Source organism: Leptospira noumeaensis, assembly GCF_004770765.1.
GTDB lineage: Bacteria > Spirochaetota > Leptospiria > Leptospirales > Leptospiraceae > Leptospira_A > Leptospira_A noumeaensis.
Genome location: NZ_RQFK01000011.1, coordinates 569,748 through 595,720 on the forward strand (window position 1 = coordinate 569,748; position 25,973 = coordinate 595,720).

The following is a 25,973-nucleotide window of genomic DNA, read 5'->3' on the forward strand; positions in this document are numbered from 1 at the left end:
CTTTAAGTTCCATATACAAGGAAACTGGCAGCAACAATACCTGCCGTTTCCGTTCTAAGGACTCCCCCGGGAAGGGTTAACCTTGGAATTCTGTTTTCTTCCATCCAGTTTTCCTCATCTAAATGAAAACCACCTTCCGGACCAATCACAGGGATTTTTCCAATCAAATGATTGGCTGAAAATATTTCTGACTTATGAGGATGAAAAACCACCAAACTATCTTTATGCGACTTCATCCACTCTCCCGCAGGTTCAATGGAAAGTTTGAGTAACTCTGTTTGTTTGGACTGCGCGGCTGCTTCCTTTACAATCTTTTCCGCTCGTTCCAAATTGAATTCTTTGCGAATGGAATGCCGAAACACTAAAAAAACAACGGCATTCACTCCAATCTCAGTCACCTTTTGTAAAAAAAAATCGAACCGGTTTCCTTTCGGAAGGGCAATGGCGACGGTTTTCCTTTCTGTTTTTTTAGGAACTTGTGTTTCGTTTAGAAATTTTAATTCTTTGGAATGCGGTGAGAATTGATAATCATAAAGACCACCTTCTCCATCTCGAATTTGAATTATGGTTTCTTCTTTACTAAGTCGTAAGGCACGAAGGTGAGCCATCTCTTCGGGAGAAAGTGTGATTGAAGGTTTGCATAAAAACCCTGTGCGAAAAAGTATCAGACCAGGTTCTAACAAGGATTTAACGGCTTAAGTTATCAACTGCAAAAAGAGAAGCATCAGGATTTACAGATTTATCTACTTCTTGGATTTCCCAAACAGTGATACTACCTGTATTCAAATCTAACATTTCCAAACGAGATGCTTTTTGAATTTCTTCTACCTTTCCAGAAACTTCTTTTACTTTCACAGGTCCGTATTTTAAGTTTAAAGTTTTGAATAAAATCCCATCCCGGTCATGAAAGTCAACGCGGTAAGGTTTTAGATCTTTTTTTCCGACAAGGAGAACTAACTTTTTATAAAAGTAAGGAAGGATGGGTTTGAGAGAAATTCGGTAATACACTTCTCCACCAATTTCCAAATCCCCATTCACAAGAGGGTTGTAATTGGCCTGATAGGAATATCCGGATAAATCTACGTAAAAAAATCCGGTTCCCATAAGGGCTTCATACTTTTCGTCATCTGTTTTTCGGAACAACTTAGCACTGAGAACATTGAAGAAAAATACATTTTCCCCTTCGTCCTTAGTGAGAAGTTTGGATTCTAATCCCCGCCCCTTTCTATCAAATAGAAGGAGAGCATCTTCCCCATTAAAAAACCGGTTGATTCTCCAAGTTTCCGAAGTTCCGTTTCTGCGAATGAGGACGTAAGTTCCTTTCACAAGGCCTTTTCCGAAGTCCATTTCACGGTCTAACCTTGCCAAAAGTTCCTGCGCCGACAAACTAGTATCAGGCGCACCTTGCGCATCTATCGAACCAAAACTAAAAAAGAATAATAGAACCCAAATTTTTCGCATGTATGATTGTTATTCCGCTCTCATCGATGGTTTTGTATAGGAATACAATCCGTGAACACTACCTTGTGCTTGGGCAGACTCTGTCCTTCTTTCAAAACGTAGTTTTCCTTCTCTGAGTGCTTTATGAAGGTCAGGAATATTTTTGAATCCCATGTCTTGAAAACTTTGTCTGAGCCCTTGGACGAGATAAGGAATGAGATTGAGAACAGATCCTTTATCCACAACGTATCCTGAGACACCTTGTGCAACTTTGATCTTTTGGGATTCCGAGAAATACCGTTTGTCCCCACCCTTACTCATCGCTTCTAAACTTGCCATACCTCGGTATTTCTTTAGACGAATTCCATTTTCATAAAAATACTCGCCAGGAGCTTCTTTTGTTCCTGCAAACATAGAACCCATCATACACATGGATGCACCAATTGCGAGAGCATTGGCAATGTCACCAATATTGGAAATTCCACCATCAGCAATCACGGGAACTCCATGTGCTTGTGCATACTCAGCAGTTTTAAAAACGGCTGTGGCTTGTGCTCTACCCACGGCCATAGTATCTTGTGTGATACAAATAGAACCAGGACCCATTCCAATTCTAAGACCATCGGCACCGGCAGCGATTAAGTTTGCTGCTTGCGCTTTTGTTACCACGTTTCCACCAATCACATCTATGTTTGGAAAATTGGATTTGATCCATTGGATCATCTCCATTTGGTAACTAGAGTTTCCTTGAGCCGAATCGATGATGATTGCATCCACTCCCACTCCCGCAAGAGCGGCCATACGATCACGAGACTCAGGCAAAGTAGATAGTGCTGCCCCAACTCGTAATCTTTTTTGGTCATCCTTAGAAGACTGAGGAAATTCTTTATTTTTTTTCAGGTCACTACGGCAGATAAGGGCTACAAGTTTTCCTTGTTTGTCAACGATTGGCAATTTTCCTTTTTTACTTGTACGAAGGATGTTATTTGCTTCTTGTAAACTAATTCCAACATTTGCTGTGATGAGTTCTGTTGTCATCACCTTGCCAAGTTTGATATCACGATCTCTTTCAAAATCTACATCTCTGTTGGTCACAATACCAACTAACTTTGTACTGGCAGTTCCATCTTCTGTGATAGGAATCCCACTAAACCCATACTTTTCTTTTACGGCGTCCAAATCAGCTAGTTTATGTTCTGGAGAAAGTAAGATCGGATCTTTAATAAATCCATTTTCATATCGTTTTACTTTGCGAACAAGATCCACTTGTTCATCGATGCTATTGTTATAATGGATGATTCCAATTCCACCCATTAGCGCTTGTGCAATCGCCATTTCTGACTCAGTGACTGTGTCCATAGGAGAACTCATCAGTGGTCTTTTGAGAGAAATATTTTTGGAAAGTTTGGTTTCTAGTTCCACATCACTTGGGTTGAAGTCTATATAACCGGGTAGAACTAAAAAGTCCCGATACGTGAGTCCCATGTTGACCGAGAAGAGCTCTTGTCCGCTGACTCCATCGAGAAGCTCAGATCCAGGTAGGGGTTGATTTGACATAATTATCCTTCCTTTTTCTACTTTAGGCAAGAAAACTCTCCGTGCAAGAGAATTTCAGGAGAAATTCGTCCGATAATAGTGAGTACACAACCTTTTATGGATACACTAGAAAGAAGTAAGCGATCTTTGGATGTTTTTTCCGACACCGAAAAAAAACTCCATGTTTTGACGAAATTTTTATTAAACCAGGAATTAAGCCTAAAGGACAATATTCATTCTGGAGAGAGTTGTTTTTTAAAAAAAGTTTCAGCCGACGGGAACAAAGTACTAGTCAGCGTACGTCCAACCATGTCCCTCTCCGTGGGCCAAAAAATCACCCTATATAAAATTCTAGGAAGATACCTTCATTTAGAATGCACCGTCGAACAAGAAAAGGCGGAATCTCAATACGTTTTACATTTAGATAAAATTGCCATTGCCAAAAAAGATAGAGAAAGTTCAAGAATTCCCGTTCCCCCAGGGTCTGCTTGGATCACAAACGTAGTTTCCAGTAAGGCAAAAATTGAAACCGATATGTTTCACGTTCCAACGGCCGTAAAAGTCAACTTTCAAGACTACGAAAACAAATTAAAAAACTCGGTTGATTTTATCAAAATTTCGACTTTTAACTCGAGTGAAGATTCTGAAATCATCCTCCAAATCAAAAAAACCAAAAAAGGTCTACTTTTAGAGGATGCAACCGACAGGAAATGTTACGAAGAGTCACCTAACGAAGATTTTTTGGTGTTTTCTGAGGAAATTGACTTAGACATCAATAAAGAAATCAATAATAGACGAAACCAAAAGATCAAATCAGAACTCATCCTCCCCATTTTATATTTAACCGATGAAGAAGATTCCATCCCCATTGGTTACATCCAAATGCAAAGTAAAACAGAAACCTTTGATTTACTAAAAGCAATGGAAATGAAAACAGTATGTTTTGAAATGGTGGATCGGATTCGTCATTCCAATATGATCAAATCGGATGGAAAATTTCCGGTGATTGATATTTCGGAAGGTGGACTCAAAGTGATTGTGGACCATCCAGATCTCATCCAAAGTTTACCAAAACTTTCTGGTTTTCAATTTGATATTTTTTTCAAAATGCAATCGCCTCTAACGGCTTTTGGAACCATAAAAACCATTACCAAAAACGAAGAAGGCCACCTAACAGTTGGCCTTGCGATTGCAGGCCACTCATCACGATCTGGTGAGAAAAAAAGATTTTTAGAAAACGTAGAATTTTTCCGTAAACAAACGCAGAAAACTTAATTTAAAGTTCTCCGTAACCTAAAACTTCGAAAGACCATCTTTCTTCCAAAACTCTAGCTGAAAAAGTTATGGATTCTGGATCCATTTCCTCTTTTAAAAATTCAAAATCGGAACTGTCTATCTCGTTCCCTTCGATTAAGTAAAAACCTTCTTTGGATGGATCTAAGTTTTTTATGTTTTTATTTTTAATTTTTTCATAGACCAAAAAGGAAGTAGAATCAATATTTTTATCTCTCCACTTCTTTAGTTCTTCCTGATTTTCCTCGATGACAAAAACCAATCGGTGTTGCAGGTTTTCTCCCCTATGTGCCAGTGTACGAGATAAATACGAATTTCTTTTGGACTCTAGTTGTGTTACTAACTTTGTAATTTCACCCGATTTTGGAACATTCCCAAGTTGGATCACAAAATCAATTGTACAAAATGGTTCTGCGGTAATCCGATCTTCGATGAGTGATTGGATCCTTCCAATATCCAAAGATAAATTTTCTGTATGGAACCAAACACTGTGATGGCGACTTCCCATCCATTCAGACAAACCCTTTTCTAAATTAGAAACCAAACCTTGAGAATTGAAAATTTTGAATTCTTTTAGATCCACATCAATCCGATCATTTTTTGTTTGGACTGGATCACATAAAAATGGTCTTGGAAATTCATCCAAACGTCTTTCGAGTAAGTCCTCTGCAAAATACAAAGATTCTGTTAGATCGCGAGGACTAAAGGTAGGAGTTTTTATGATTCGATAAGGTGGAGTTGGCATAAAGAGGAGACCTTCTTTTTCGGCATCCCGACGCATTGCTGTTCCCGGTAAAACAGACAAAGGAAAGGCCTGCACCCATTCACCAAGGCCATGTTCCAAAAAGAAATGGATCCCTCTTTCGACATCATCTGGTTTGTCTCCAGGTAGGCCGATGATGAGATCCAGTAAAAGTTCCATTCCTTCACCCGCAAGCATCTTTGCCACTTCTGCCACTTTATGAGGGCTACCATACCGTTTGACACGTTTCAAAGTTTCTTCGTTTACCGATTGGAGTCCTAACTCCACACGAGTGAACCCCGCCTTACGGAGTTTAGTTGCAAGTTTTGGAGTCACACCTTCCGAACGAAGTTCGGCAAACATGGACATACGACCATCGGAGTTCACTTCCGCAATGGCATCCAAAAAATTTTCAAATCCAGGCCGGTGGTTGAAAGTAGGATCTAAAAATACAAGTTCTCTAGCTCCCTTCTCTTTTAAATCCGTGATGAGTTTGATGGTTTCTGGAATGTCTAAGGTTCTAAGATTTTGCGACGATTTTGGATAAAAACAATAAGTACATTGAGACTTACAACCGCGAACCGTTTCCAAATAAGTAGATCTTTTTGGATCCACTAACAGATGGCCGGTTGTGTATGGTGAGGGAAAGTCTGTCAGAGGAAAGTCGGCAGCAATTGGTTTTCCAAATGCACTCAGTCCCCCTTCTTTTTTTCGGTACGCTACATTGTCTAAACCTTCCAAGGAAGATTTGGATAATACAGTCCGCATAAGATTTCGAAAACTATGTTCTGCCTCACCTGAGACCGCAATATCATAACCCTCTTCCCCTAAAACATAAGGGTTGTCTTCATTGACCTCGGGCCCTCCAATCAGAATGGTTGTATCGGGATTTCTTTTTTTGACTTCCCTTGCGAGGTAAAGGCTACGTTCTGTATTCCATAAATAAAGAGAGAGCCCTAAAAATTCAGCACCTTCTTTTGTTATTTTGTCCACAAGTTCCTTGTCACCTAAAGAATCGGTATCTTCCGGTGAAATCACATAGGGACGAATTCCTTTGACAGGATCTTCTTTTGATTCCAGACAACTTGCTAAACTAGCAGCTGCTAAAGGAACATTTCCTGTGGCTGCATAGTAAGAAGGAGGAGGAACTGGTAATTGCAAAAATTGTATTTTTGCCATAGCTCCTGCCAGTATCTACCCAGAGAGGGTTTTTCGCAAAACCTTTCAGGATCTGGAAACCACTACATCGATAAATAAAATCAAATTTTCAGATAAGTTTCTAGCAAATGTCCGTAACATCATCCGTTCTGAGATGTCGTGGTACATTTGAGATAAGGTCCATGCATCTCGGCTGGTTTTGGATTTATGCAAATGTTCAAAAAAATAAGGCCGAAAGGACCAGTTTTTGCCAAGAAAGGAATAGTCGGGAGCCATTGTCCCAGTTCCTGAATGGTCACGAGAGTAATTGGGGGAAACCTGAAACCCAAGTGGATTTGTGATGTACATGCGGAAGAAATTTCCGTCTCCAAACACATTGGTTTCAAATCCTCCCTTCCATTCCCAGATCCCATTTTCTTCGGTAAATCCCATCATAATTTCGGAAAGTTTATCTTTCCAAACGTTTTCCCATTCGATTTGCCGATTCATTTCTCCTTGTTTGCGTGCATGAAAGTACTCGAGCGATGATTGCATTTCCATTCGGTAATCAAAACGTTTGGCAAATTCAGTTTGGGGTTTGGCAAAATAAAAACCTTGGATGTATCTTGCTCCGTAATTTAGAGCATTGTAAAGTTCGTCTTCCGATTCAATTCCTTCAAATAACAAACTACTTCCTAAAGACTCACCAAGTTTAGAAAGGTTGAGTAATATTTCTTTGAAGTTCCTGGAGAATGTTGACCTGCGTAACATTTGTAAGTCGACTTTGATAATTTCTGGATGGAATAATCCGATTCGATCTAAATTACTCGCCTCAGATCCCGCATCATCCACAGCAATCGAAAATCCCTCTTGCCGGTATAGATTCAAAACAGGTCGGAGTAATTCTAAATTATGCGGAAACCTTTCTTCTGTAATTTCGATCACAATCCTTTCAGGATCTACACCCACTTCTCTCACCATTTGGATGGTTTGGGGAAGTGCCGTTTCCAATTGTAAGAGAGCATGGTACATTACGTTTGGGGAAATGTTTAAAAATAACTTGGTTTCCGCAGGAGCTTCGTCAGCGAATCTTTGTATGGCGGCAAAACGAATCTCTTCATCCACTTTTTTTTTCAGGAAAAATATTTCATCATACCCAAAAGTCTGGGATAAAAAGAAATCTCCAAGACTTAACAATCCTTCCGGTGTGGAAAGTCGTCCGAGTAGTTCATAACCGTAAATGCCTGTGGATTCGGACGAGAGGATGGGTTGGAAAACAGGAACTAGGGTTCCCCCGGATAACCAATCTTTCCATTCTCGTAAAAACTTATGGCTTTCTCTTTCTGTAATCATAGACCGATGCTACTTTATAATGCAAGATCGGTACCAGTAAGCATTGTAGGGAATTTTACTGCATTTCGCTCAAAGATTAGGCATACAAGAACGCTATGCCAAAAAGGGAGTGATTGGCTGCTTACAGAATAAGCAAAATGGCATAAAAAAACCACCCAAGTTACCTTAGGTGGTTTTAAAGTTTTTTCGAGTAGAAATTATTTAATGTCTCTAGCTCTTGTTTTGAATGAATCATCCAATTTTGGTTTTTTAGAAGGTTTTGGTTCTTCCACCACTGGCGTTTGTTTAACTTCTTCAGAGGCACAGTTAATCATAAATACAGCCAAAAAAGCAATGATCAGCATAGACGAAATTTTTTTCATGTTTTTGCTCCTTAGACTAAATTGTCGAGTTTAGTAAATAAGTCGAGGAAAAAACGCCCTTTCTTAAAATGGAGGGGATATGCCTCAAAATAATCAGTTCTTTGTCTTTGAAGGGATCGATGGTTCCGGGAAAACCACAGTCTCTCGTTTGGTTTCCGAAGCACTCTTAAAAAAATCCTTCCCCAACCTCTGGCATAGGGAACCAACGGACAGTGTGTACGGTAAAAAAATCAGAGAATTCTTGGAAGGGAAAATCAAACTAAACAAAGAAGAACAAATTGATATCTTTATAAAGGATCGTGAGGTTTCTGTAAACGAAGTCATCTTACCAACGTTAAAGAATGGTAAATCAATTGTACAAGATAGATATTATTTTTCCACAGCTGCTTACCAAGGCCGGGACGAAGAACATGCTGCTGACATTTTATATAAAAATGAAGACAAAGGATTTCCGGAACCCAATCGAATTTATTTTTTAGACTTATCCCCCGAAGAAGCACATGAAAGAAGAATCGCTCGCAGTGGTGCCAAAGAGGTGTTTGATGTGGATTCAGAACAAACTCGAATCTACCAAAATTATTTGGCAATTTTGCCTGAGTCCACCATCTTTGTGGATGCGACTGCTGAACTAGAAGAAGTGGTGGCTTTTTGTGTAGAGGATATTTTGAAATCACTCGAGGGATAAATTACTATCCCTTCTTTACCATATAAACCATCATATCTCCAATCTCTAACCACTTCACCGCTCGGTCCATAACCCATTTCCGGAGTTTGAAAAAGAAACTGGCTCCGGCTCGAGTTGTCATTCCACTTCCATAAGTAAAGGAAACAGGATTCTTGTAACCGAGAGAAATTAGTAAATTTTTTAATCCTTTGTAGGAATAATAATATAGATGTTCGGGAACATTCAAATACCGCCAAGTAAGGCCTGCTCGTTTAGCAAGGATTCCGTATCGACAAGTAGAAAGGATGAGCACTCCGCCTGGTTTCAAATGGTTTCTGATTTTTGCCAAAGTTTCTTTGGGTTTGTGAAGGTGTTCTATGGTGGCCCAAAGAGTGATGAGATCATACTTGTTTTGAAACTTTGTATCCCAGTCGAGAAAGTTCTCTTGGAAGATATTTAGGTTTAAGGTTTCGCGGGCAAAACGCACGGGACCATCAGCAATTTCAATTCCAAAAGCATCATACCCTCGGTCTTTTTGGTAAGCCACAAAATAACCAGCAGCACAACCAATATCTAGGGAAGAAAGTTTTTCACCTGACGGAACTTCCTTGATTCGGTTCTCTTCCCAAGAAAAAAAATCCAAGTCCTTAAGGTTCAGTTGGAAAACCCGAGAGATTTCTGAACGAAGTTTGTCAGAATAATAATTATCATAACCCCTTTCTGTTCTTTGGGTGAAATAAGAATCATCATAATACTTTTTTACCGCCTGGAAATCTGGCTGGGGATTCACTTGGACAAGGCCACAAGACTCACAGGAGACAATGGAGAAAGATTCCCCGAGAGGGCTATTTTTGGTAAAAATAGGAAGGAAGCGGTTTTGTCCGCAGGTATTACAAGGGATGAGTTCCACAAATTACCTATCGGACAGATTTGGAAAAAACGGAAGTAGTTAGAAAGCGAACGAGGTGGATTAAAAAGGCCAAAACACAAAGCACAAGAATGATGCTTGAGGATGTGGGAAAGTAAATGAGTTCCCCATTTCGTTCGAACCCAACGAGTGAAATTAAAAATCCGGAAATGGTAGCTAGTACAGAAAATAAAGCACAAACCAGGGTTAGCAGTTTTAAAGAACGAATGACGGGAAGCAGTGCAAACACAGGTAAAATCAAATGGGCAATGCTATAAAAGGTTCCCAGCAAATTGACTGCTACAGTCAGAGAAGCCGCTAGAATGATATAAAACAAAAGATCAAAAGGAAGAGGATTTCCCACTTGGATTTTGTATTCGTCCCTATCAAAACTGATGAAGAGGAACCTTCGGAAAAAACTAAGATAAAGGATAAAAAAGAAAACTGCGATATAAATTCCAAAAGAATCGGCTCTTACTTGTGAAGTTAAAATATCTCCAAAAAAAGCTGCCATCAAATGGTTTTGGACATTCCCACCAAGAGCCAACATAAACTGAGATGCCGCGGAGAAAAATACGAACAAAATTCCAAGGATTACTTCTTCTTTCATTCCTGGAAGTTTTCTGACATACAAAAGAGGAAATACCAGAACACAAGAAAACAAAACAGGAAAAATTTCTCCTGGCCACTCCATAAACAAGGATAAGGCGACAGAGAAAGTCACCGCTTGGGATAAGGTCACTCCAAAAAAAGTCATACCTCGGAGTACAATCAAAATTCCAAGAACTGATAAAAGGGCACCGACAAGGCTACCCACTACCATCTGCGGTAAAAACAAAGTCCAACTAGAAAGTATATTAGTCATGATGGTGGCAGTTCGGGGGCCTTTCTCCACTGGTGATATTGTAGAGTTTTCCTTCGTCTATTTCAAAAATTTCATCAAAGCCAAATCCCCAATCATGTTCCAAACTATGAGTGATAAAAAATAGAGACCGGTTTCCTTCTTTTAGGTATTCAGATAAAACCGATTGAAAGAGTTCTCTCGCATTGTGGTCCAATGAATCCATAGGTTCATCCAAAAAAATCAAATTGGCTTTGGTAAGAAGGGAACGAAGGATCAGAACCTTTTGTAGCTGTCCCCCACTACAAAGAGAAATTTGTTTTTTTAAATAGGAACTAACACCCGTTCTCTCGATGAGAACCATATCTTCTTCGGAAAACTTCTTTTTGGGTAAAAAACTAAGCCCTATATTTTTTGGCATTAAAAGTACGTCTTGTACTCTCAAAGGGAAATCCAAGGACATCTTTTTGGCTTGGGGAACATAGGAAGTGGTAATTTGTTTGGAAAACTGAATGGATCCAGAAAGTGGAGGAAGTAAATCGGTTAAGGTTCTAAATAGAGTGGTTTTCCCTGCTCCATTTCCGCCGACAAGGGCATAAGTTTTCCCTGGGTGGATGTGCAAATGAATGTCCGAGACAACAGGAAATTCTTTCCTGTATCCCACACTCAAATGTTCCGTATGGATAAAAGTAGAATGAAGGTTCTTACTATTTGGTTCTGTCGCTTGCATCTCGTATCTTTTGTAACATCAACCTTAGGGTGTCTTCGTAGGTGACAGCCTCTGGTAACCCTCCCACAGAAACAGGCAAAGTGACAACCACGGAACCCGGAACCTTAGAAGATACATACTCAGCATACTTTGGATTGTGATAAGGGCCAATCAAGATAATTTTTATCTTTTCGGCAGTCATATAAGAGATGACCTGATCCATATAACGAACCGAAGGTGGAACCCCGGGACGTTCTTCGATTGTTAAATTTGCGTTGAATTTAAATCTGGATGCCAAATACACAAATTGGTCATGAAAAACAGCCACTTTCAGCCCAAAGTATGGTTCCATTTTTTTCATTTCTTCTTTTGTGAGTTGGATGAGGCGTTTTTTAAAATTATTAAAATTCCCTTCGTAATACTCTCCATTCAAAGGGTCCACACGGGTCAGGGCATTTTTTATATTTTGTGCCATTTGGATGGCGTTGATGGGATCATTCGAATAATGCGGATTTCCATAGATATGCATATCCCCCATGGATCTATCCATCATCACTGTGGGTTCACCAAGAATTTTTACTCCAAAAGAAGTATCACAATACCCCGGTTGGCCTTTTTGGATTTTGATATTTCGCGATTGTTGTTGGAGGTAGGGAATCCAACCAATTTCTAAATCAAGCCCAATCACACAAAGCACATCGGCTTCGCTGAGTTTGACTAAAAAGTCAGGTCTTGTCATCACAAAATGGGGATCATCGGTTCCGCGAATCATTCCGGAAACTTCGGCTCTATCACCTGCAACTTGTTCGGCGATGTATTTGATATCAGGAAGACTTGTGACAAGGGAAACCTTAGCGTTAAGGTTTGTTGTAAAAACAGTCACCGAAAAAAGACTATAAAATAAAATCTTGGATACTTGGTTTGAAAACAATTTTTCTAACATCTCTTTCCTCTTTTGTCTTTAGTAACTATGTGCGGGATGAGAACCAAGAACCGCAACGGTTTGGATATAAAATCGATATTCCCTAGTTTCTTCGCCAGAGGTTCGTGAATAGTCTTGGATGAATCTTCTTTCAACAGAACCTCTAACCTTTCCAAATTCAGAACTATGGAAAGTCATTTGGAAGGATTGGGCTTCAATGGCATTTTTTGCTGGATCTCCATTTTTATCCACTAGAGACTTATCTGTAAAATAATCATACCGAAAACCCACAGACCACAATTGATGAAATTTAAAATCGATAAAAACATATGCACCCCATTGGTCTTTGGTGGGTGATTTGAATTTTTGGAATGTGACTGGGTCTATATTGGATGGAAACACTTCTTGTTGGTACCAGCCCTCTCCCATTAACATAATTTCGCTTAAGTTGGATCTGTTCCAACGAAGTACTGCGTCGGCCCCATACAATAACCTTTGGTTTTTTCTTTCTGTAGTGGGTTCAAACCGAATCCCAGAAAATCCAAACTGGGTTCCCCAATTGTTTCCAAAATAATAAAAATGTTTTAAGTGAGCATATAACAAAGGATTGTTTTTTTGAACACCTGCATCATGGGAATGCCCCCATTTCCTTCCATTGGTAGCACCGAGTACAAGTTCTTGAGTGATCCACTTCCAAGGAAAAAGGATACTAAACTCAGCACCTGTATCAATTGCCGATTCCCAACCGATAAATTTTTCATGAACAATGGGAGTCATGGTAAAGGCACGGTCATGGGCATGGATTTTATTGAGCCTACCCACATCGATAAACATCTGTCCGGCTTTCAGTGATGTATTAAAAGGTAAAAAAGGAAACTGAACCCAAGCCTCATGGACTTCAAAAAAATACTTACCATTTTCACCGTGTGCGGCCCCAATAAAATTGGCACGCATCCACTGGTCAACAGCACCATTAAACCCGAATTCGGCGGTGCGAATGTCGAGTTGGTTATCGATTCTATCTCCCGTTCCTCTGGGTTTGTTTCTGTCCCAGGCTCCGACAATATCAAGTGCCGCATATGCATCCATCATGAGATTCTGTGCGGAACGATTGATTTGTTGGTTGGATTGGACAGGAGATGTGATCCCCCGACTTCCTTCCGTTCCTTTTTCTCTTTTTTCTTGGTCTTGGAGGTCTTTTTCTAAATCCGCTTCCCAATCGGAAACGGGTTCTTTTGATTTAAGAGAAGAGTTCGTATTCTTTTTGTTAGGTTGTTCTTTGTCTTCTAATTCTTTTTCCCATTCCGATGTTTGGGCAAAAAGAATCACGGAAAACAATAACGAGAGGATCACTCCTCCCTTTTTGATTTTAGAAAAACGATGGATTTGTTTCACTTTGTTTTCGATTCAATCAATTCGATTCTATTGAAAGGATCCAGAGGTTCCAATGTTAGCAGAATAGATTGTGATCGATTTTATAGTGGCCTTATTGATCCGCAATCCAATTCTATCTCCTCCGAAATCGGCCGCCACTCCATCTTCCTCAAATTGGTAAGTCCCCCGGTTGGCCGCAGCACAAGAAGATTCCCAACCAAACACATGGGCATTCCCACTCTCTTGGTGGACTTCTAAACATAATATTTTTTCGGCAGATACAGAAGATGACCAAACTCTCGGAGTAGTTAAGGCAGAGTTAGAACCATTGGATGTTAATTTATTCACAGTCGTTGGTGAAATATAAAATCCAGGGCCTGATAAATTCGTAGTGGAAGGAAGGATGGCACTGATACTGGAATCACTTTGGGATAAAACATAAACAATCTCGATACTAGCTTTTTTATCACCGCCAAGACTAGACAAACTGGAAGAGTTTGTATAAACAGTGGAAGTAGATCCGGTGCCGACAAGTCCACCACTGAGAGAAATGGAGGAAGAAGAAAAACCACTCGCTGTAAGTGCTGCGTTGGCATCACCTCGACAAGCGGTGAAATCAATCTTTCTTCCACTCGTAGGTGAAGAAACATCGGAGATTGTACAACCTGCATTCAATAGAAGAGCAAACAGAGCATCATTATTATCTTTTTTATCTTTCTGAAAAAGTTCCGCACAGTTCATCAAAGAAAGAAGGATGGTGGAACATAGGATAAGTTTTACAAATTTCATAAATACCTCTGTGGGACAATCATTTGCAACACTGTTGCAAATGCAACCACGTTTCATTTAAAAAATAAGTTTTCTGCGTTTTTGTAGAGAATTTTTTGTTTGGCCAAATCGCTAATCGGCAAATCCAAAAACCGAGTGATGGGATGGTTTAGGTTGTAAGGAATGTTTGGAAAGTCGGATCCAAAGTAAATTTGGTTTTGGTATGTTTCCAAATAAGAAACTGCAGCGTCCACATCAGCAGCTTTGCCCGTGGCAAGGAAATCCACAAATACCATTGTGGTATCGAGTGCCAAGTTGGGATAAGAATCCAGTAACGAAGCATAGGCGGAAATTTCATTCGCACCCATATGAGCCACAATGATCTTTAAATTAGGATAGGTTTCGAGAAATGGTTTGAAAAATTGGATTCCTGTAAACTCACCTGGAAGTGGCGCAGTTCCTGTATGGATGAGGATAGGAATTTGTTTTTCTTGCAAGTAAAGGAAGGTATCAGCAAGTTCCGGGCGGTTTAAATTGAGTTTGGAGACTTCACAGTGGAGTTTGAAACCTCGGAACCCATACTCTTCCACAGCCTTTTTTACGTAAGCCAGGACTCCCTCCTCCGGATAAAAAGTTCCAAAGGGAACCGCTCCCTTCCAATTTTTGTAATTGGCATAAGTCCAATCATTTAAGGAAGAAGCCATACCAGCTTTATGCGCATAGTTTAATGTAGTAAAGCGTTCGATCCCATTGTGGTGGAGTCTTTCCACTCGTTCCGCTTCTGGCATCCTGTATCCAATGGCCCAGTTTACATTATCAAACCAACGCCAAATGAGTTTCATCACGGTCTCTGGAAAAAAATGAGTATGGATATCGAAGATATAAGGAATTCCTAAATCGCGAATCCGTGTTAAATGGTCTGGAGTTTCTGAATCTATAATGGGAGGAAATGTATCTCCCCTCCAAGAAAACGGAGAAGAGATCCGAATGTCAGGTTTGTTAGAAGATTTTACACCTTCCCCTTCTTCCATAAAACAAGCGAAACAAGGAAGAAGAGGAGAAAAATCTACTGGTTTATGCAGTGACTGGTGTTTTTTTCTTTCCACGAATCTTTGTTAGGTTCGATGCTAAGATAGCCGAACTATCAAGGATGTAAGCATCCGTAATCGATTTACGATAGGATCTTCTTTCAACCTTTGAGCGACCAATACTTCTTTCGAGTAACAAACTATTGTGGAAACGTGCTGCCGATTCTACAACTTCAAAAGCCAACTCTTCCCGAAGTGGAGTTGATTCGATTTCCGCAAATTCAGCCACAACCGTTTCAAATTGTTTGAATAAATCGTTTAGGCCATTGCTTGCAGCAAATGTTGCCATTTCCGATTTTAAGTATTCACGGTAAATTCCTGTCTCCGTCATACCAGAAACAATCCCACCAATACAAGCCACAGTTTGGAGTTGTGTGGTTCCTTCGTAGATATTTGTGATTCTTACATCGCGATAAAGTCGAGCTACATCATAATCTTCTGTATAACCAGAACCACCATGGATTTGCATCGCATCATAAGCCACGAGGTTTGCCATTTCAGTGATATAGTATTTGGAAAGTGGCGTGAATAGTGAGGCAAGTTTTTCCCACTTTTTGAAAGATTCATCTTTTTTGATGTCTTTCTCAGAAAGACCTTTCATCTTTCCTCGTTCTTCTTTCCAACGGTATTGGTCTACTGCGTAACTTGCTTCGTATAAAATACAACGCATCGCAGCCACTTCACGTTCCATTCTTTCCAACATCTTTTTCACAGCTGTGATGTTATTGATAGTTTTTCCAAACTGAACCCTTTCTTCTGCATATTTTTTGCCTTCGAAGTAAGCGGCAGTGGCAATCCCCATCGCTTGTGCTGCAATGTTCAGACGAGCTTGGTTCATCATAGCCATGGAATATTTCACAAGGCCTTTGCCTTCGTCACCAATCAGAATTCCTGGACTGTTTTCAAAAACCACTTCGCAAGTAGGAGAACAGTGAAGTCCCATTTTCTTTTCGATGGAAGCAACAAATACATCTTTAGAGTGAACTAAAAAGAAAGAAAGCCCGCGAGCACCACTAGTAGTCGTTCCAGTTCTTGCGAGTGTGAGGATGATAGAAGGTGCCGATCCAAAACCACAAGCATGTGTGATGAATCGTTTGGTTCCAGTGATCTTCCAAGTTCCGTCTTCACCTTTCACTGCTTTTGTTTGTAAATTAGGAAGATCCGATCCGTAATTAGGTTCCGTGAGTGCCATGGCACCACAAAGTTCCCCAGCTGCCATCTTTGGAACAAATTCGTGAATCATTTCTTCGGTTCCAAATCGTTCCACAGTTTCTGCTAGGTTCATACAACCAAGAGTGATCGCAAGTGACCCATCGCCACGAGAAACACATTCAGATAACATTGATTGTACGACAGATGGCAATCCCAATCCACCGTAATGTCTGTGGATTCCGTATGGAAGGAGTCCGGCCGATTTGATTTTATCCACCACGTCTAACATGGCTTTTGGGAAACCAACTTGGCCGTCTTTGTATTTGAGACCTTCTTCATCCATTTGTTTGGCAATTTGAGAAATATCGTTTCCAGCAATGTCTCCACCTGCTTCTAAGGTAGAACGGTAAAATTCGATGGCGTCTTCATAGTTTCCGGGTGCGAACGCGAGTTCTTCCTTTCCCGATTTTTGGTATTCTGCAAAGTCTTCAAAACCTTGTTCGTATTGGTCTACTACCTCGTTCCAAGGTGTTAGGGAATCAAAATGATCAATTAGGTCATCGTTATCGTTAAAATAGTTATTGGAAATCATACAGTCGGCTCCTTAAGCAGGACTTTCACACTTTCACTCAAAGATCCAAGTGGGGAGAAGAATTACAAATAATTTTCCCATACCAGGGCCTGAACGAAAGGGACAGTTGTTAAGTTAATGGTGTTAGACAAGGATCATTTGATCCGGTTGGCCAAGTCCTGGATGTCCTCAATATGTTCTGCGAGGATTCTGGTATTTTCTGCCACGACCTGGACGTCACGTTCTATACTTTGTGCTGCTCGCATCACTTCCTTGTTTCCGAAGGTTTGGTCTTTGGCGATGGATTCTAATTGAGAGGATAATTCTTTTAGTTCTTTTTGAGATTTCAAAACACGTGTATTTAACTCTTGTAAGTCGATAAACTTTTCATTAAAACTAATTACTTTATTTTGAATTTTACTCATTTCATTTTTTTGGTTCAAAGCCATTCCACTTGCCTCTTTCGCAGATGAATTCCCTTTGAGTAAATCCGATTTAGATTTGAGAATGGTTTTGGAAATGACACTGGCATTTAACGCTGAGTTTTCGGCAAGTTTTGCCACTTCTTGTGCAACAACTGCAAACCCCCGACCATGTTCCCCTGCTCTTGCCGCCTCAATCGAAGCATTGAGAGCAAGTAAATTGGTTTGGTCAGCAATTTCTTTCATAATTTGATTTACATCTTCTACTTTTTGGAAACTGGAACTCACTTCGTTTAATACAAAATTTAAGTTTTCCATAGAGTTTGTTACTAAATTACTCAACTGCGATGATTCGTTAATTTGACCTGAAATTGTATCTATTTCGACTCTTACTGACTTTACAATTCCTTCTAAGGTATGGCTTTCTTCGTTTAAGGTTTCAATCCGTTTGTACTGGTCTTTGACAAAAGAAAAAGAGTTTTCTGTGGATTGTGATATTTTTGTTAGGGAGGCTGAAATTTCTTCAATAGAAGCTGCTTGGTTTTGCACAAGTCCACTCAAATCGTCAGCAAACACTTTCAAGGCGGCAACAGATTGATTTAAATTTTCACCAGTCTCAACCAATGCTTCTTTTTGTTTTTCCATTACTTTTGAATGTTCTTCCGAAGTTTTTTTCCCATCGACGGCTTCATCTCGAATCGAAGTAAGAAGCCCCACCATTTTTGCAATGGCGACGGTAGCCATCACCAGAAAAAAAACTTTTACGATTTCCACTGGCAATGAAATGGAATATGCCATTTTATGTGTATCGTTGCGATCAACAAACTCCATACCGGACATACCTGCAAGGATTAGAGAACCCACTTGTACCACAACAAGCATCCCTCCTAAAACATAAGTTTGGCGGGAAGAAAATAAAAAACCAGAATATAGCAGGATAAAAAAGGAAATGATATAATTGACCCCGTCCTTTAAAGCAGAAGATGCAATATCTAAGTTAATGATACTTTGGCCCCAAGTATTTGAACCAATCAAAATGATATCGACGAAAACAAACCAAAAGGCATAAGGGTTTTTTCGTTTTTTCAATAAAACAAACTGAGTGAGTGCCACCATTCCATAAAAGAAAGTAGTACAAAGCATCATAAGAAGTTGGTTCCTGTGAAGCGAACCGAGACTCCCCAAAATTCCTAAAATAAAAATCACAAGTAAAGTGGTACGGATGGAATTGATGGTTTTTGTGGCTTTTAGGGAATAGAAATCCAGATGCATTTCTTAAGAATTTGAACTTAGTTCATAAAAAGCAAGAATTTCGCACAATTACTGAGAAATCCTGATTAAAATCCTTTCCCAAAGTAAATGCAACAAATTTGCATTTACGCTTGACGGAATTTCGCGGACAAAACAAATGCAACTATATTGCGTTAAGGAAAATCCAATGAAACCAAAAATTCCAGTCACTGTTCTCTCCGGATTTTTAGGAGCGGGCAAAACCACCCTCCTAAACCACATTTTGTCCAACCGCGAAGGCCTTCGAGTGGCAGTCATTGTGAATGATATGAGTGAAGTGAATATTGACGCAAAACTTGTTGCCTCCGGTGGCAGTTTGAGTCGCACCAATGAAAAGTTAGTGGAGATGTCGAATGGTTGTATCTGTTGCACGTTAAGAGAGGATTTGCTTTTGGAAATTACCAAACTTGCGAACGAAGGAAAATTTGATTCCATCCTCATTGAATCCACTGGAATTTCAGAACCCCTTCCCATTGCTGAGACCTTTACTTTTGCCGATGAAAACGGAGTTAGTTTATCGGATCTAGTTAGTCTAGATTCTATGATTACAGTTGTGGATGCTCTTAACTTTTTAAAGGATTTTGAAAGTTTAGATTCTTTAAAAGAACGTAAACTAGGTGCCGGTGAAGAAGATGATCGTGACATTGTGGACTTACTTGTAGACCAAGTGGAATTTAGTGATACGATCATCGTAAACAAAATCAGTTTGTTATCGGATGAAAAAAAGAATCGGCTCCTTACCATTTTACGTTCCTTAAATGCAAATGCAGAAATGATAACCACAGATTATAGCAAAGTCCCTTTATCCAAAGTTTTGAATACAGGTCGATTTGATTTTGATAAGGCCAGTCAGTCCCCCTTATGGCTCAAAGAACTTCGAGGGGAACATGTTCCCGAAACCGAAGAATATGGAATCAAAAGTTTTGTTTACGTGCACAGACGTCCCTTCCATCCGGAACGTTTTTACAAATGGTTAGATTCAGAAAAACCGGGACTCGTTCGTGCCAAAGGATTTGTTTGGCTCGCAACTAAAATGGACTGGGTTCTTCTCTACTCCCAAGCTGGTAATTTATCCTCTTACAAACCCGAAGGGTATTGGTGGGCAAGTATTCCCGACGAAGATATTCCTGACGATCCCGATGTTTTTGAAAATTTACAAACACATTGGTTGGAACCTTGGGGCGATCGTAGACAAGAGATTGTCTTCATTGGTCGGGATATGGATGAGAAAAAAATCAGATCCTCTCTCGACAAATGCCTATTAAGTGAGAAAGAATATAAGGAAGGGCCGGATATTTGGGCAAAGTATGCCGATCCATTTCCCGATTGGGATGCGATGATGGAAAAGTCGGAAAATATTCCATTAGAAGAATCAAATATATGAAAGTATATTTAGGAGACGAGCCGGTAGAACTTACCGGCAAACGACCAAAAAATGGATTTAAGTGGAAAGAAGATTTTCAATTTGCTCCCGTTTTGAATACAAACTCAAAATTTCCAAATCTAAGAATTAGAAAGGGAATTTTTTTGATTTCGACTTTACCAAATGTTAAAAGTTTTGCTTGTTCTACTCAAGTTTTAGAATTAGAGGAAGAGATAATAAAAAGGAAAATCTCTGCTAAAATCATCCATCTTGCGTCAGATGGAATCACCTCTTGGGAAGAAATAAAAAAACTCCATCCTCACCTAAAAGCTCATGGTTATAGCCTTAAAAACTGTAACGAAAAAGAAATTAATACACTTAAAACTATGTTAGGAATTGGCGTTATAGGCTCACATCGACTGGCTCACGGATTATTTGCAATTCAGGATGGGATACTAATTTCGAGTTTAATACCAAAACAACAATATGGAGTTCCCGATATAAAAAAATTTTTAAATCAATTACAAGACAAAAAGAAATTGAGATAAAGATAAGCTCACTGATCCCGTGTCTTCTATCGTATTGATGGAAATTGAAATACAATCAATAGTAATCGCAGACACTAAAACTATTTTCAAAATCGATCATTACCTTTTTGCCCACTCATTCCAATCTTTGGCAGTGCGAAATTTTTCTCCTGTGATCGCTGTGAGTGCGTAATAACTCAACTTACGTTTTTCAGAATCATCTCCATTGGCATAAGTTAACAAAAGAGGAATGGATTTTTTATCTTTTCGTTTGGCAATTTCTTCCATCGCCGGTCTATAGACATCAGCATCTTTGGATTTACTTGCGTCTTCCAAGATGAGGCGAGCCTCTTCTGTGGGAATGAGAGCCACTGTTGAAAGGATTTGTGGAGACATTTTAGGCCGATCGACTAACAGAGTTTTTAGTTTTGGAAGGCTTGTGGGATCCGCGATGGAACCAAGTGCTTCCAAAGCATAAACCATTAGTTTGGCATCCCCTTTGTCTAGAGCTTTGATCAGATCAGGAACTGCTTCTTTGGCACCAAGAATTCCCAGTGCCCATGCAGAACCATAAGGCCCTTCCGGATCTCCAGATAACAAAACTTTCCGAAGAATGGGAACGGAAGCCCTGTCTCCAATCCAACCCAGGGCTTCAGCAAAACTATCCCGCTCGGGAGTGGATGTTTTTTCGAGTAACTCTTCAATACGAAGTCTTCCCTCTTTGTATCTTTGCCGTCCTACAATTTTTGCGGCACTTCCCCAACTTTTCGTTTCCTTTTCGTTTAACAGACCAAAGGCTAACTTTGCCGCTTCTTTGGATGGAATCGAACACAGTACATCAGTTGTATAAAGTTTGGTTTCCGCATCTTCAGAACTTAAAAACCGAAAAACCTTAGGAACCACGGAAGGATTTCCAATTTCAATCAGAGCCATGGAAGCATTTTCTTTTCCTTTGCTATAAGGAAGACCCAGTGCTTTCACAAGAACATCATTTGCATTTTTTGCTTTGATCCTTCCGAGAGCCAAATAAGCAGCAGCAAGAGTGGGAGATTCATCTTGCGTTTTTGTAAGACCGAGTAAATAAGATTCAGAAGCACTTACTTTTAACTTCCCCAGTGCCATCGCATAGGTTTTGTCTTTTTCCCGATCTCTGTTTTTGGATGCCAAACTTAAAATTTGTGAACCAACAGATCCCGCACCAATTTGTACAAGTGCATCCACTGCTTGTAAACGAAGAGTTGGATTTACATCATCTAACAAAGGATAAATTCGATTTCCCACCGAAGGATCTTTCATCCTTGTGAGGGCATCCAAATAAACATCTTTGGGATTATCGGTATCCGACCACATCAAATTGGCAATGGTAGCCGAAGAAGATTTGTCTTTTAAATCCCCGAGGGCAATGGCAGCCCCAGCACGCACCCCCGGTTCCTTATCTGATAGAAGTTTTTTTAATTTGGGGATGGCCGATTTTTCTTCACGACTGCCAAGTTGTATGGCTGCTTGGGATCGAGTGAAGGTATCATTTGCATCGAGTTTTTCCAATAGTTCTTTTGTGGTTGGTTCTTCTGACACAATTTCCTCTACGGAGTTTGTATCCTGCTTCACCGGGACTGGATCACAATTCAAAATAAGAAAAAGGGCTAAAAAAAAGAAAAGAGAACTCAGATTCGTTTGCATGCCAGACAAATGTATCAATTTAAAAATCTGCATACAAGTGATAATTCAAATATAAGGAATGATTTTTTCATTCATCCCTTAAGTTCGCAAACTTTGCTAACTAGTTCAATTACAGTGAAAATAAAAATCGAATCATGCTGGCGCGGTTCAATACATTCAAGGGTAAAATATTTTTTACTTTTTCTTTTGAGACTTCCGGGCTCCCCACCACCCTTGGCACTCGAAGAAAAAATTTGGAAACTGTATTTAAAAAAAAAGAGGACGGTTCGTCCTCTTAGAAATAGATCAGGTAAGTTCAAAATGCGAGAATTATGAATTCGGAACTTGGCTTCTCACTTCACGTAAGGTAGTGAGTTCTGTTTTCCAAAGTTTTAAATCTTTCTCTGCAGAAAGTTTTACATCACCCGATGGGTGTTTGTTTTCGATCCAATACTCAACCATTTGGATTCTTGATTCCAATTCGTTAATTTTAAAATCGAAATAAGCTCTTTGGGTTTTGGCAGAAGGTCTATCAGCCACCTTCGGTTCTTCGCCCGAAGGTTTTTCAGACCATTTTTCTTTTGCAATCGAAGCAGAAAAACTAGCGTCCATTGCTGTAAAAGAATCCAACATTTCCATATGTTGTTTTTCTTCCGCTTCGGTCATACTTGTTTTGATTTCACGAGGAATGTAGAAATTCTTTGGATATTTGGCCGCAAAATCTCTCCATTCTTCTTTGACCTCTTCTTTACGATTTGGTTTTTTTTCCAATGCAAACGGCCATAGAACCTCTGCCTGTGCCAATTCCAATTCTTCTGGATTGGGAGCGTCAGCAAACTCTGGATCGTCAAACAACGACTTGGCGTGACTTTCTGAATTTCCGAAATCGGAATCGGTAACATCTACCTGTTGTTTTGTTTTCTGTGCAGAAAATTTCCAGATCGCAAAAGAAAACAAAACTAGTAGAAATCCACAAACCGAAATGATACCTATAAACCGTTTATTCATTTTTTAACCTCTTAAGTAAAGATAGAAACTACCCAAGAAATTGCCTGACCAAAGATATTCTCTGTTAGGAATTTTTTTAAGTCTACAGGGTTTCTATTGAGGGAATCGTAATACCAAGCAGTGTATTCACTCACTTGTGGGATTGAATATCCATAACGAGTGTTAATTGCTTTGATCAACTCATTTGCAAACAAAGAGTGACCATACATATTCGGGTGAACACCATCTAATCCAAACACACCTGGTTGATTAGGAAGTGGCCAATTGGCACGAGCATTTCCAGGAGACCAACCATCCGCACTACGAATCGGTCTTCCATTTTCTTTTAAATCATCAAAAATCACTTTTAAGTCAGCAACCGCAAATCGCATAGTCGCAGCTTGTGCTTTGATTTCATTGTTTAACATAGTAAGGAAAGTGGAAATGGAAGCGATTTCATTGGCATCCAATACTTGGTTAGGATCCGATACAGAATTTCTAAAAAATGCTTTTAAACCTGTGTAGTTCGCACGACCATTTGGATCTTTGTAATTTTCTAAGAAAGCAATTGATGTTACATTAGGAACGGTAAAAAGAACTCCACCTTGCAAACTTCCCATAGCAGACATTCTACGGAAAAATTCACGGATGTCTCTTTTGAATCTGGTTTCATCCAAACAATCAGTGGATGTATGTAATGCAGTACAAAGTACGTGGTTCGCACCAGCCGATCCAAAAAGGAAAGTTGGTTTTACTTTTTCCATCACCTGGGTTTGTGTTCCCGCGTCTCGAAGTCCAAAACGGTGGAACTTATCTGGTTCTTGGCAATCAGCGACGGTCACCCAACGGTATGTGTACCAATACCATTTTTCCCAATACCATTCTTTTTCTTGTTTGGTGGCAGTGATGTCTTCGCATTTACCGGAAGTTTTGAGTAGGCTAGTATACTCAGCTCCAGTGATCCCTGCGTGTGTAGGCAAAGACACTGTGGATGCATTTCCACCGATGATACTTTCCGCGATACAGAAAATACCGCAGTTCCATTTGAGTACATCTTCTAAATTTACATAAGGCCCTTTGAGGACGTTATAAGAAACAGAAGCTCCCGCTTGTTTGCTGACAAGAACAGGATAAGCCCAATCTTGTGTTTTTTTCTCTACCGTAACCCCAAAGAATCCTTGGCTGAGGGAATCTCCCACGACCCCTACTCTTTGGAACATCTGGCTTTGGCTTTGTGCAGAAAGTGATCCTGCGAAAACCAGTGACAATACCAGTCCTTTTGCTATCTTTACGTTCATATTTCCTCCCAATCGGAACATTTTTAACATATTTTATACAATTGCCACAATTTCATGACTTTTTGAACGAGTGTCAAATAATTTATTTCCGAACCGTTGAGATTTTTTGAACAAAGTTCACGATTTTTCAAAATCTCCGCCCTGATAAAAATCAATCAGATACAAAATAAATCATATTGCCGGTGCAGAGAACGTTATGAACTTTGTTTAATTGATAACGAGATTTATTCTCATTATCATCAAAGAGGGAACTCATATGAACACAAAACGAACTCTGATGCTCGTACTTTCACTTGGTCTTGTACTAAATGATTGTACGCCAGAAACAAAAAACACAGAGACAAATATGCTCGCAGCTTTAGCCCTTGCGGCAAATGCACCGAGCCAAGCAGCTTTTTTGGAAACCTATTCCCAGATCGCTTTTCAAAATTACAGCGATGCCTACACAGATGTGGTCGCTCTAAGACAGAAAGTATCTGCATTTACAGCGAAGGCTTCCCCTACCCTCGCCGAGCTAAACGAAATCAAAACCTATTGGAGGAAAGCTCGCCGCAGTTATCTCCAAACAGAAATCTTTCGATTTAGCCAAGGTCCAATTGATAATCCCGCACTCACTGGTGGAGTAGAACTAGAACCACTGATGAACGCATGGCCACTCGATGAAGGATACATTGATACAGTTGTCCTGGCAGGAACAATCACAAAACAAGGATTAATTGATGCGAATGAAGGTGATTGTGCCACTGGAACCTGCCCCGATGGAGATTCTGCAAAAAATATTTCTGTAGGTTGGCATGCCATTGAATATCTGTTATGGGGAGCTGATGCACCAAATAACTTCACACCAGGAAACACCATTACCCAATCCAATTTTACGACAGCAAATGGATCAGGGAATGCACAGGCCAAACGATCGGCTTATCTTTTGTATTCTACTGAGATTTTGGAAAACCACCTCCTTCAATTAAAAAATGCATGGGATCCAACTTCCTCTACTTCCTATGTTTCGAAATTTAAATCTACTTCCACTTCTTTTGAAAATATCCTACGTGGAATTGCAAGATTTTCAGGTGGAGAATGGGGCGGCGAAAGGATGACCGGAGTCTTTGGTGGAGAACAAGAAGAAGAACATTCTTGTTTTTCAGACAATACAAAAGCTGACTTTTATTATGACGCCAAGGGACTCGATAATCTTTTTAATGGAACTTACACAGGTTCTCAAACCATTAATGGTTACGGCTTAAAAAATCTACTTGGTAATGAATCCAGTTATATCAAAGAAAGAATCGCGACAGCAGAATTATTTTGTCTAAATGAATTCACTGAAGATGTTTCCCTAAACCAAACGTGTAATAGTTCCATTGTTTCCAGTCGATTCGATCGTATGATTGCAACGGTAAATGTTTCTGGATCCGCAACAGAAAACGCAGATTACAACCTCTTCCGTTACCAAATCCAACCATCTGTACAAGAAATTGCAAAAGCACTCCAAAGGTCTGCCGCTAGTTTTGGTGTTTCCATTGGCGACGATGGACTCGTTCTCCAGTAAATAATAAACAATAAAGCAA

General features: G+C 39.8%; 23 protein-coding genes. 5 read left to right on the forward strand and 18 right to left on the reverse strand.

Annotated features, from left to right (window positions below):
• Positions 1 to 2: 2 nt before the first annotated feature.
• From EHQ24_RS05810 to guaB, 3 genes are read right to left on the reverse strand one after another with little or no spacing between them, the layout of a single operon-like run.
• Positions 3 to 683 (reverse strand): 16S rRNA (uracil(1498)-N(3))-methyltransferase, encoded by a 681-nt coding sequence (locus tag EHQ24_RS05810; protein WP_135600702.1) that lies wholly within the window; start codon positions 681 to 683, stop codon positions 3 to 5.
• A 4-nt stretch (positions 684 to 687) separates the two neighbouring features.
• Positions 688 to 1,461: an outer membrane lipoprotein-sorting protein gene (locus EHQ24_RS05815; RefSeq protein ID WP_135600703.1), complete on the reverse strand. Its 774-nt coding sequence runs from the start codon at positions 1,459 to 1,461 to the stop codon at positions 688 to 690.
• A 9-nt stretch (positions 1,462 to 1,470) separates the two neighbouring features.
• The gene (gene guaB / locus EHQ24_RS05820) at positions 1,471 to 2,997 is read right to left on the reverse strand and encodes an IMP dehydrogenase (RefSeq protein WP_135600704.1); all 1,527 of its coding nucleotides are present in this window, start codon (positions 2,995 to 2,997) and stop codon (positions 1,471 to 1,473) included.
• 96 nt (positions 2,998 to 3,093) lie between these two features.
• Here guaB and EHQ24_RS05825 point away from each other — a divergent pair, with 96 nt between their 5' ends.
• Positions 3,094 to 4,251 carry a DUF1577 domain-containing protein gene (locus EHQ24_RS05825; RefSeq protein ID WP_135600771.1) on the forward strand — a complete coding sequence of 386 codons (1,158 nt, stop codon included), beginning with the start codon at positions 3,094 to 3,096 and terminating at the stop codon, positions 4,249 to 4,251.
• Position 4,252: 1 nt separating this feature from the next.
• On the opposite strand, the gene EHQ24_RS05830 is transcribed toward EHQ24_RS05825, so the two are convergent.
• The 3 genes from EHQ24_RS05830 to EHQ24_RS19200 form a co-directional block, all read right to left on the reverse strand.
• Positions 4,253 to 6,190, reverse strand: coding sequence for a B12-binding domain-containing radical SAM protein (locus EHQ24_RS05830; protein WP_135600705.1), 1,938 nt, complete (start codon positions 6,188 to 6,190; stop codon positions 4,253 to 4,255).
• Between the two features lie 45 nt (positions 6,191 to 6,235).
• Positions 6,236 to 7,501, reverse strand: a complete 1,266-nt coding sequence (locus EHQ24_RS05835; RefSeq protein ID WP_135600706.1) for an EAL domain-containing protein — start codon at positions 7,499 to 7,501, stop codon at positions 6,236 to 6,238.
• Positions 7,502 to 7,698: 197 nt separating this feature from the next.
• The gene (locus EHQ24_RS19200; RefSeq protein WP_002973824.1) at positions 7,699 to 7,863 is read right to left on the reverse strand and encodes a hypothetical protein; all 165 of its coding nucleotides are present in this window, start codon (positions 7,861 to 7,863) and stop codon (positions 7,699 to 7,701) included.
• Between the two features lie 79 nt (positions 7,864 to 7,942).
• On the opposite strand from EHQ24_RS19200, the gene tmk reads away from it, so the two are divergent.
• The gene (gene tmk, locus EHQ24_RS05840; RefSeq protein WP_135600707.1) at positions 7,943 to 8,548 is read left to right on the forward strand and encodes a dTMP kinase; all 606 of its coding nucleotides are present in this window, start codon (positions 7,943 to 7,945) and stop codon (positions 8,546 to 8,548) included.
• A 4-nt stretch (positions 8,549 to 8,552) separates the two neighbouring features.
• On the opposite strand, the gene EHQ24_RS05845 is transcribed toward tmk, so the two are convergent.
• The 9 genes from EHQ24_RS05845 to EHQ24_RS05885 form a co-directional block, all read right to left on the reverse strand.
• On the reverse strand, positions 8,553 to 9,437 hold the full coding sequence (locus EHQ24_RS05845; protein WP_135600708.1) for a class I SAM-dependent methyltransferase: 885 nt from the start codon (positions 9,435 to 9,437) through the stop codon (positions 8,553 to 8,555).
• A gap of 7 nt (positions 9,438 to 9,444) precedes the next feature.
• On the reverse strand, positions 9,445 to 10,299 hold the full coding sequence (locus EHQ24_RS05850) for a metal ABC transporter permease (protein WP_135600709.1): 855 nt from the start codon (positions 10,297 to 10,299) through the stop codon (positions 9,445 to 9,447).
• Positions 10,292 to 11,005, reverse strand: a complete 714-nt coding sequence (locus EHQ24_RS05855; protein ID WP_135600710.1) for a metal ABC transporter ATP-binding protein — start codon at positions 11,003 to 11,005, stop codon at positions 10,292 to 10,294. The genes EHQ24_RS05850 and EHQ24_RS05855 overlap by 8 nt, the downstream gene beginning before the upstream one ends.
• Positions 10,983 to 11,927, reverse strand: coding sequence for a metal ABC transporter substrate-binding protein (locus EHQ24_RS05860; protein WP_135600711.1), 945 nt, complete (start codon positions 11,925 to 11,927; stop codon positions 10,983 to 10,985). The genes EHQ24_RS05855 and EHQ24_RS05860 overlap by 23 nt, the downstream gene beginning before the upstream one ends.
• 18 nt (positions 11,928 to 11,945) lie before the next feature.
• Entirely contained in the window at positions 11,946 to 13,301 is a 1,356-nt protein-coding gene (locus EHQ24_RS05865) for a TonB-dependent receptor (protein ID WP_135600712.1), read from the reverse strand.
• A gap of 27 nt (positions 13,302 to 13,328) precedes the next feature.
• Positions 13,329 to 14,069, reverse strand: a complete 741-nt coding sequence (locus EHQ24_RS05870; RefSeq protein WP_135600713.1) for a hypothetical protein — start codon at positions 14,067 to 14,069, stop codon at positions 13,329 to 13,331.
• 53 nt (positions 14,070 to 14,122) lie between these two features.
• On the reverse strand, positions 14,123 to 15,079 hold the full coding sequence (locus tag EHQ24_RS05875) for an amidohydrolase family protein (RefSeq protein WP_135600772.1): 957 nt from the start codon (positions 15,077 to 15,079) through the stop codon (positions 14,123 to 14,125).
• 43 nt (positions 15,080 to 15,122) lie between these two features.
• Positions 15,123 to 16,880, reverse strand: a complete 1,758-nt coding sequence (locus EHQ24_RS05880) for an acyl-CoA dehydrogenase family protein (RefSeq protein ID WP_135600714.1) — start codon at positions 16,878 to 16,880, stop codon at positions 15,123 to 15,125.
• A gap of 134 nt (positions 16,881 to 17,014) precedes the next feature.
• Positions 17,015 to 18,553 (reverse strand): methyl-accepting chemotaxis protein, encoded by a 1,539-nt coding sequence (locus EHQ24_RS05885; RefSeq protein ID WP_135600715.1) that lies wholly within the window; start codon positions 18,551 to 18,553, stop codon positions 17,015 to 17,017.
• A gap of 166 nt (positions 18,554 to 18,719) precedes the next feature.
• Here EHQ24_RS05885 and zigA point away from each other — a divergent pair, with 166 nt between their 5' ends.
• Complete coding sequence (gene zigA, locus EHQ24_RS05890; RefSeq protein WP_135600716.1) at positions 18,720 to 19,955, forward strand: zinc metallochaperone GTPase ZigA; 1,236 nt, start codon at positions 18,720 to 18,722, stop codon at positions 19,953 to 19,955.
• Positions 19,952 to 20,482, forward strand: a complete 531-nt coding sequence (locus EHQ24_RS05895) for a hypothetical protein (RefSeq protein ID WP_135600717.1) — start codon at positions 19,952 to 19,954, stop codon at positions 20,480 to 20,482. Before zigA ends, EHQ24_RS05895 begins: the two co-directional genes overlap by 4 nt.
• Positions 20,483 to 20,581: 99 nt before the next feature.
• Here the strand turns inward: EHQ24_RS05895 and EHQ24_RS05900 are convergent, their stop codons facing one another.
• The 3 genes from EHQ24_RS05900 to EHQ24_RS05910 form a co-directional block, all read right to left on the reverse strand.
• Positions 20,582 to 22,141 carry a HEAT repeat domain-containing protein gene (locus EHQ24_RS05900; RefSeq protein ID WP_135600773.1) on the reverse strand — a complete coding sequence of 520 codons (1,560 nt, stop codon included), beginning with the start codon at positions 22,139 to 22,141 and terminating at the stop codon, positions 20,582 to 20,584.
• Positions 22,142 to 22,450: 309 nt separating this feature from the next.
• A complete protein-coding gene (locus EHQ24_RS05905) occupies positions 22,451 to 23,128 on the reverse strand; it encodes a hypothetical protein (RefSeq protein ID WP_135600718.1) in 678 nt (225 codons plus the stop codon).
• Between the two features lie 11 nt (positions 23,129 to 23,139).
• The gene (locus tag EHQ24_RS05910) at positions 23,140 to 24,405 is read right to left on the reverse strand and encodes a hypothetical protein (protein ID WP_425270068.1); all 1,266 of its coding nucleotides are present in this window, start codon (positions 24,403 to 24,405) and stop codon (positions 23,140 to 23,142) included.
• A 256-nt stretch (positions 24,406 to 24,661) separates the two neighbouring features.
• Between EHQ24_RS05910 and EHQ24_RS05915 the strand changes: the two genes are divergently transcribed.
• Positions 24,662 to 25,954, forward strand: coding sequence for an imelysin family protein (locus EHQ24_RS05915; RefSeq protein WP_135600720.1), 1,293 nt, complete (start codon positions 24,662 to 24,664; stop codon positions 25,952 to 25,954).
• Positions 25,955 to 25,973: the final 19 nt, after the last annotated feature.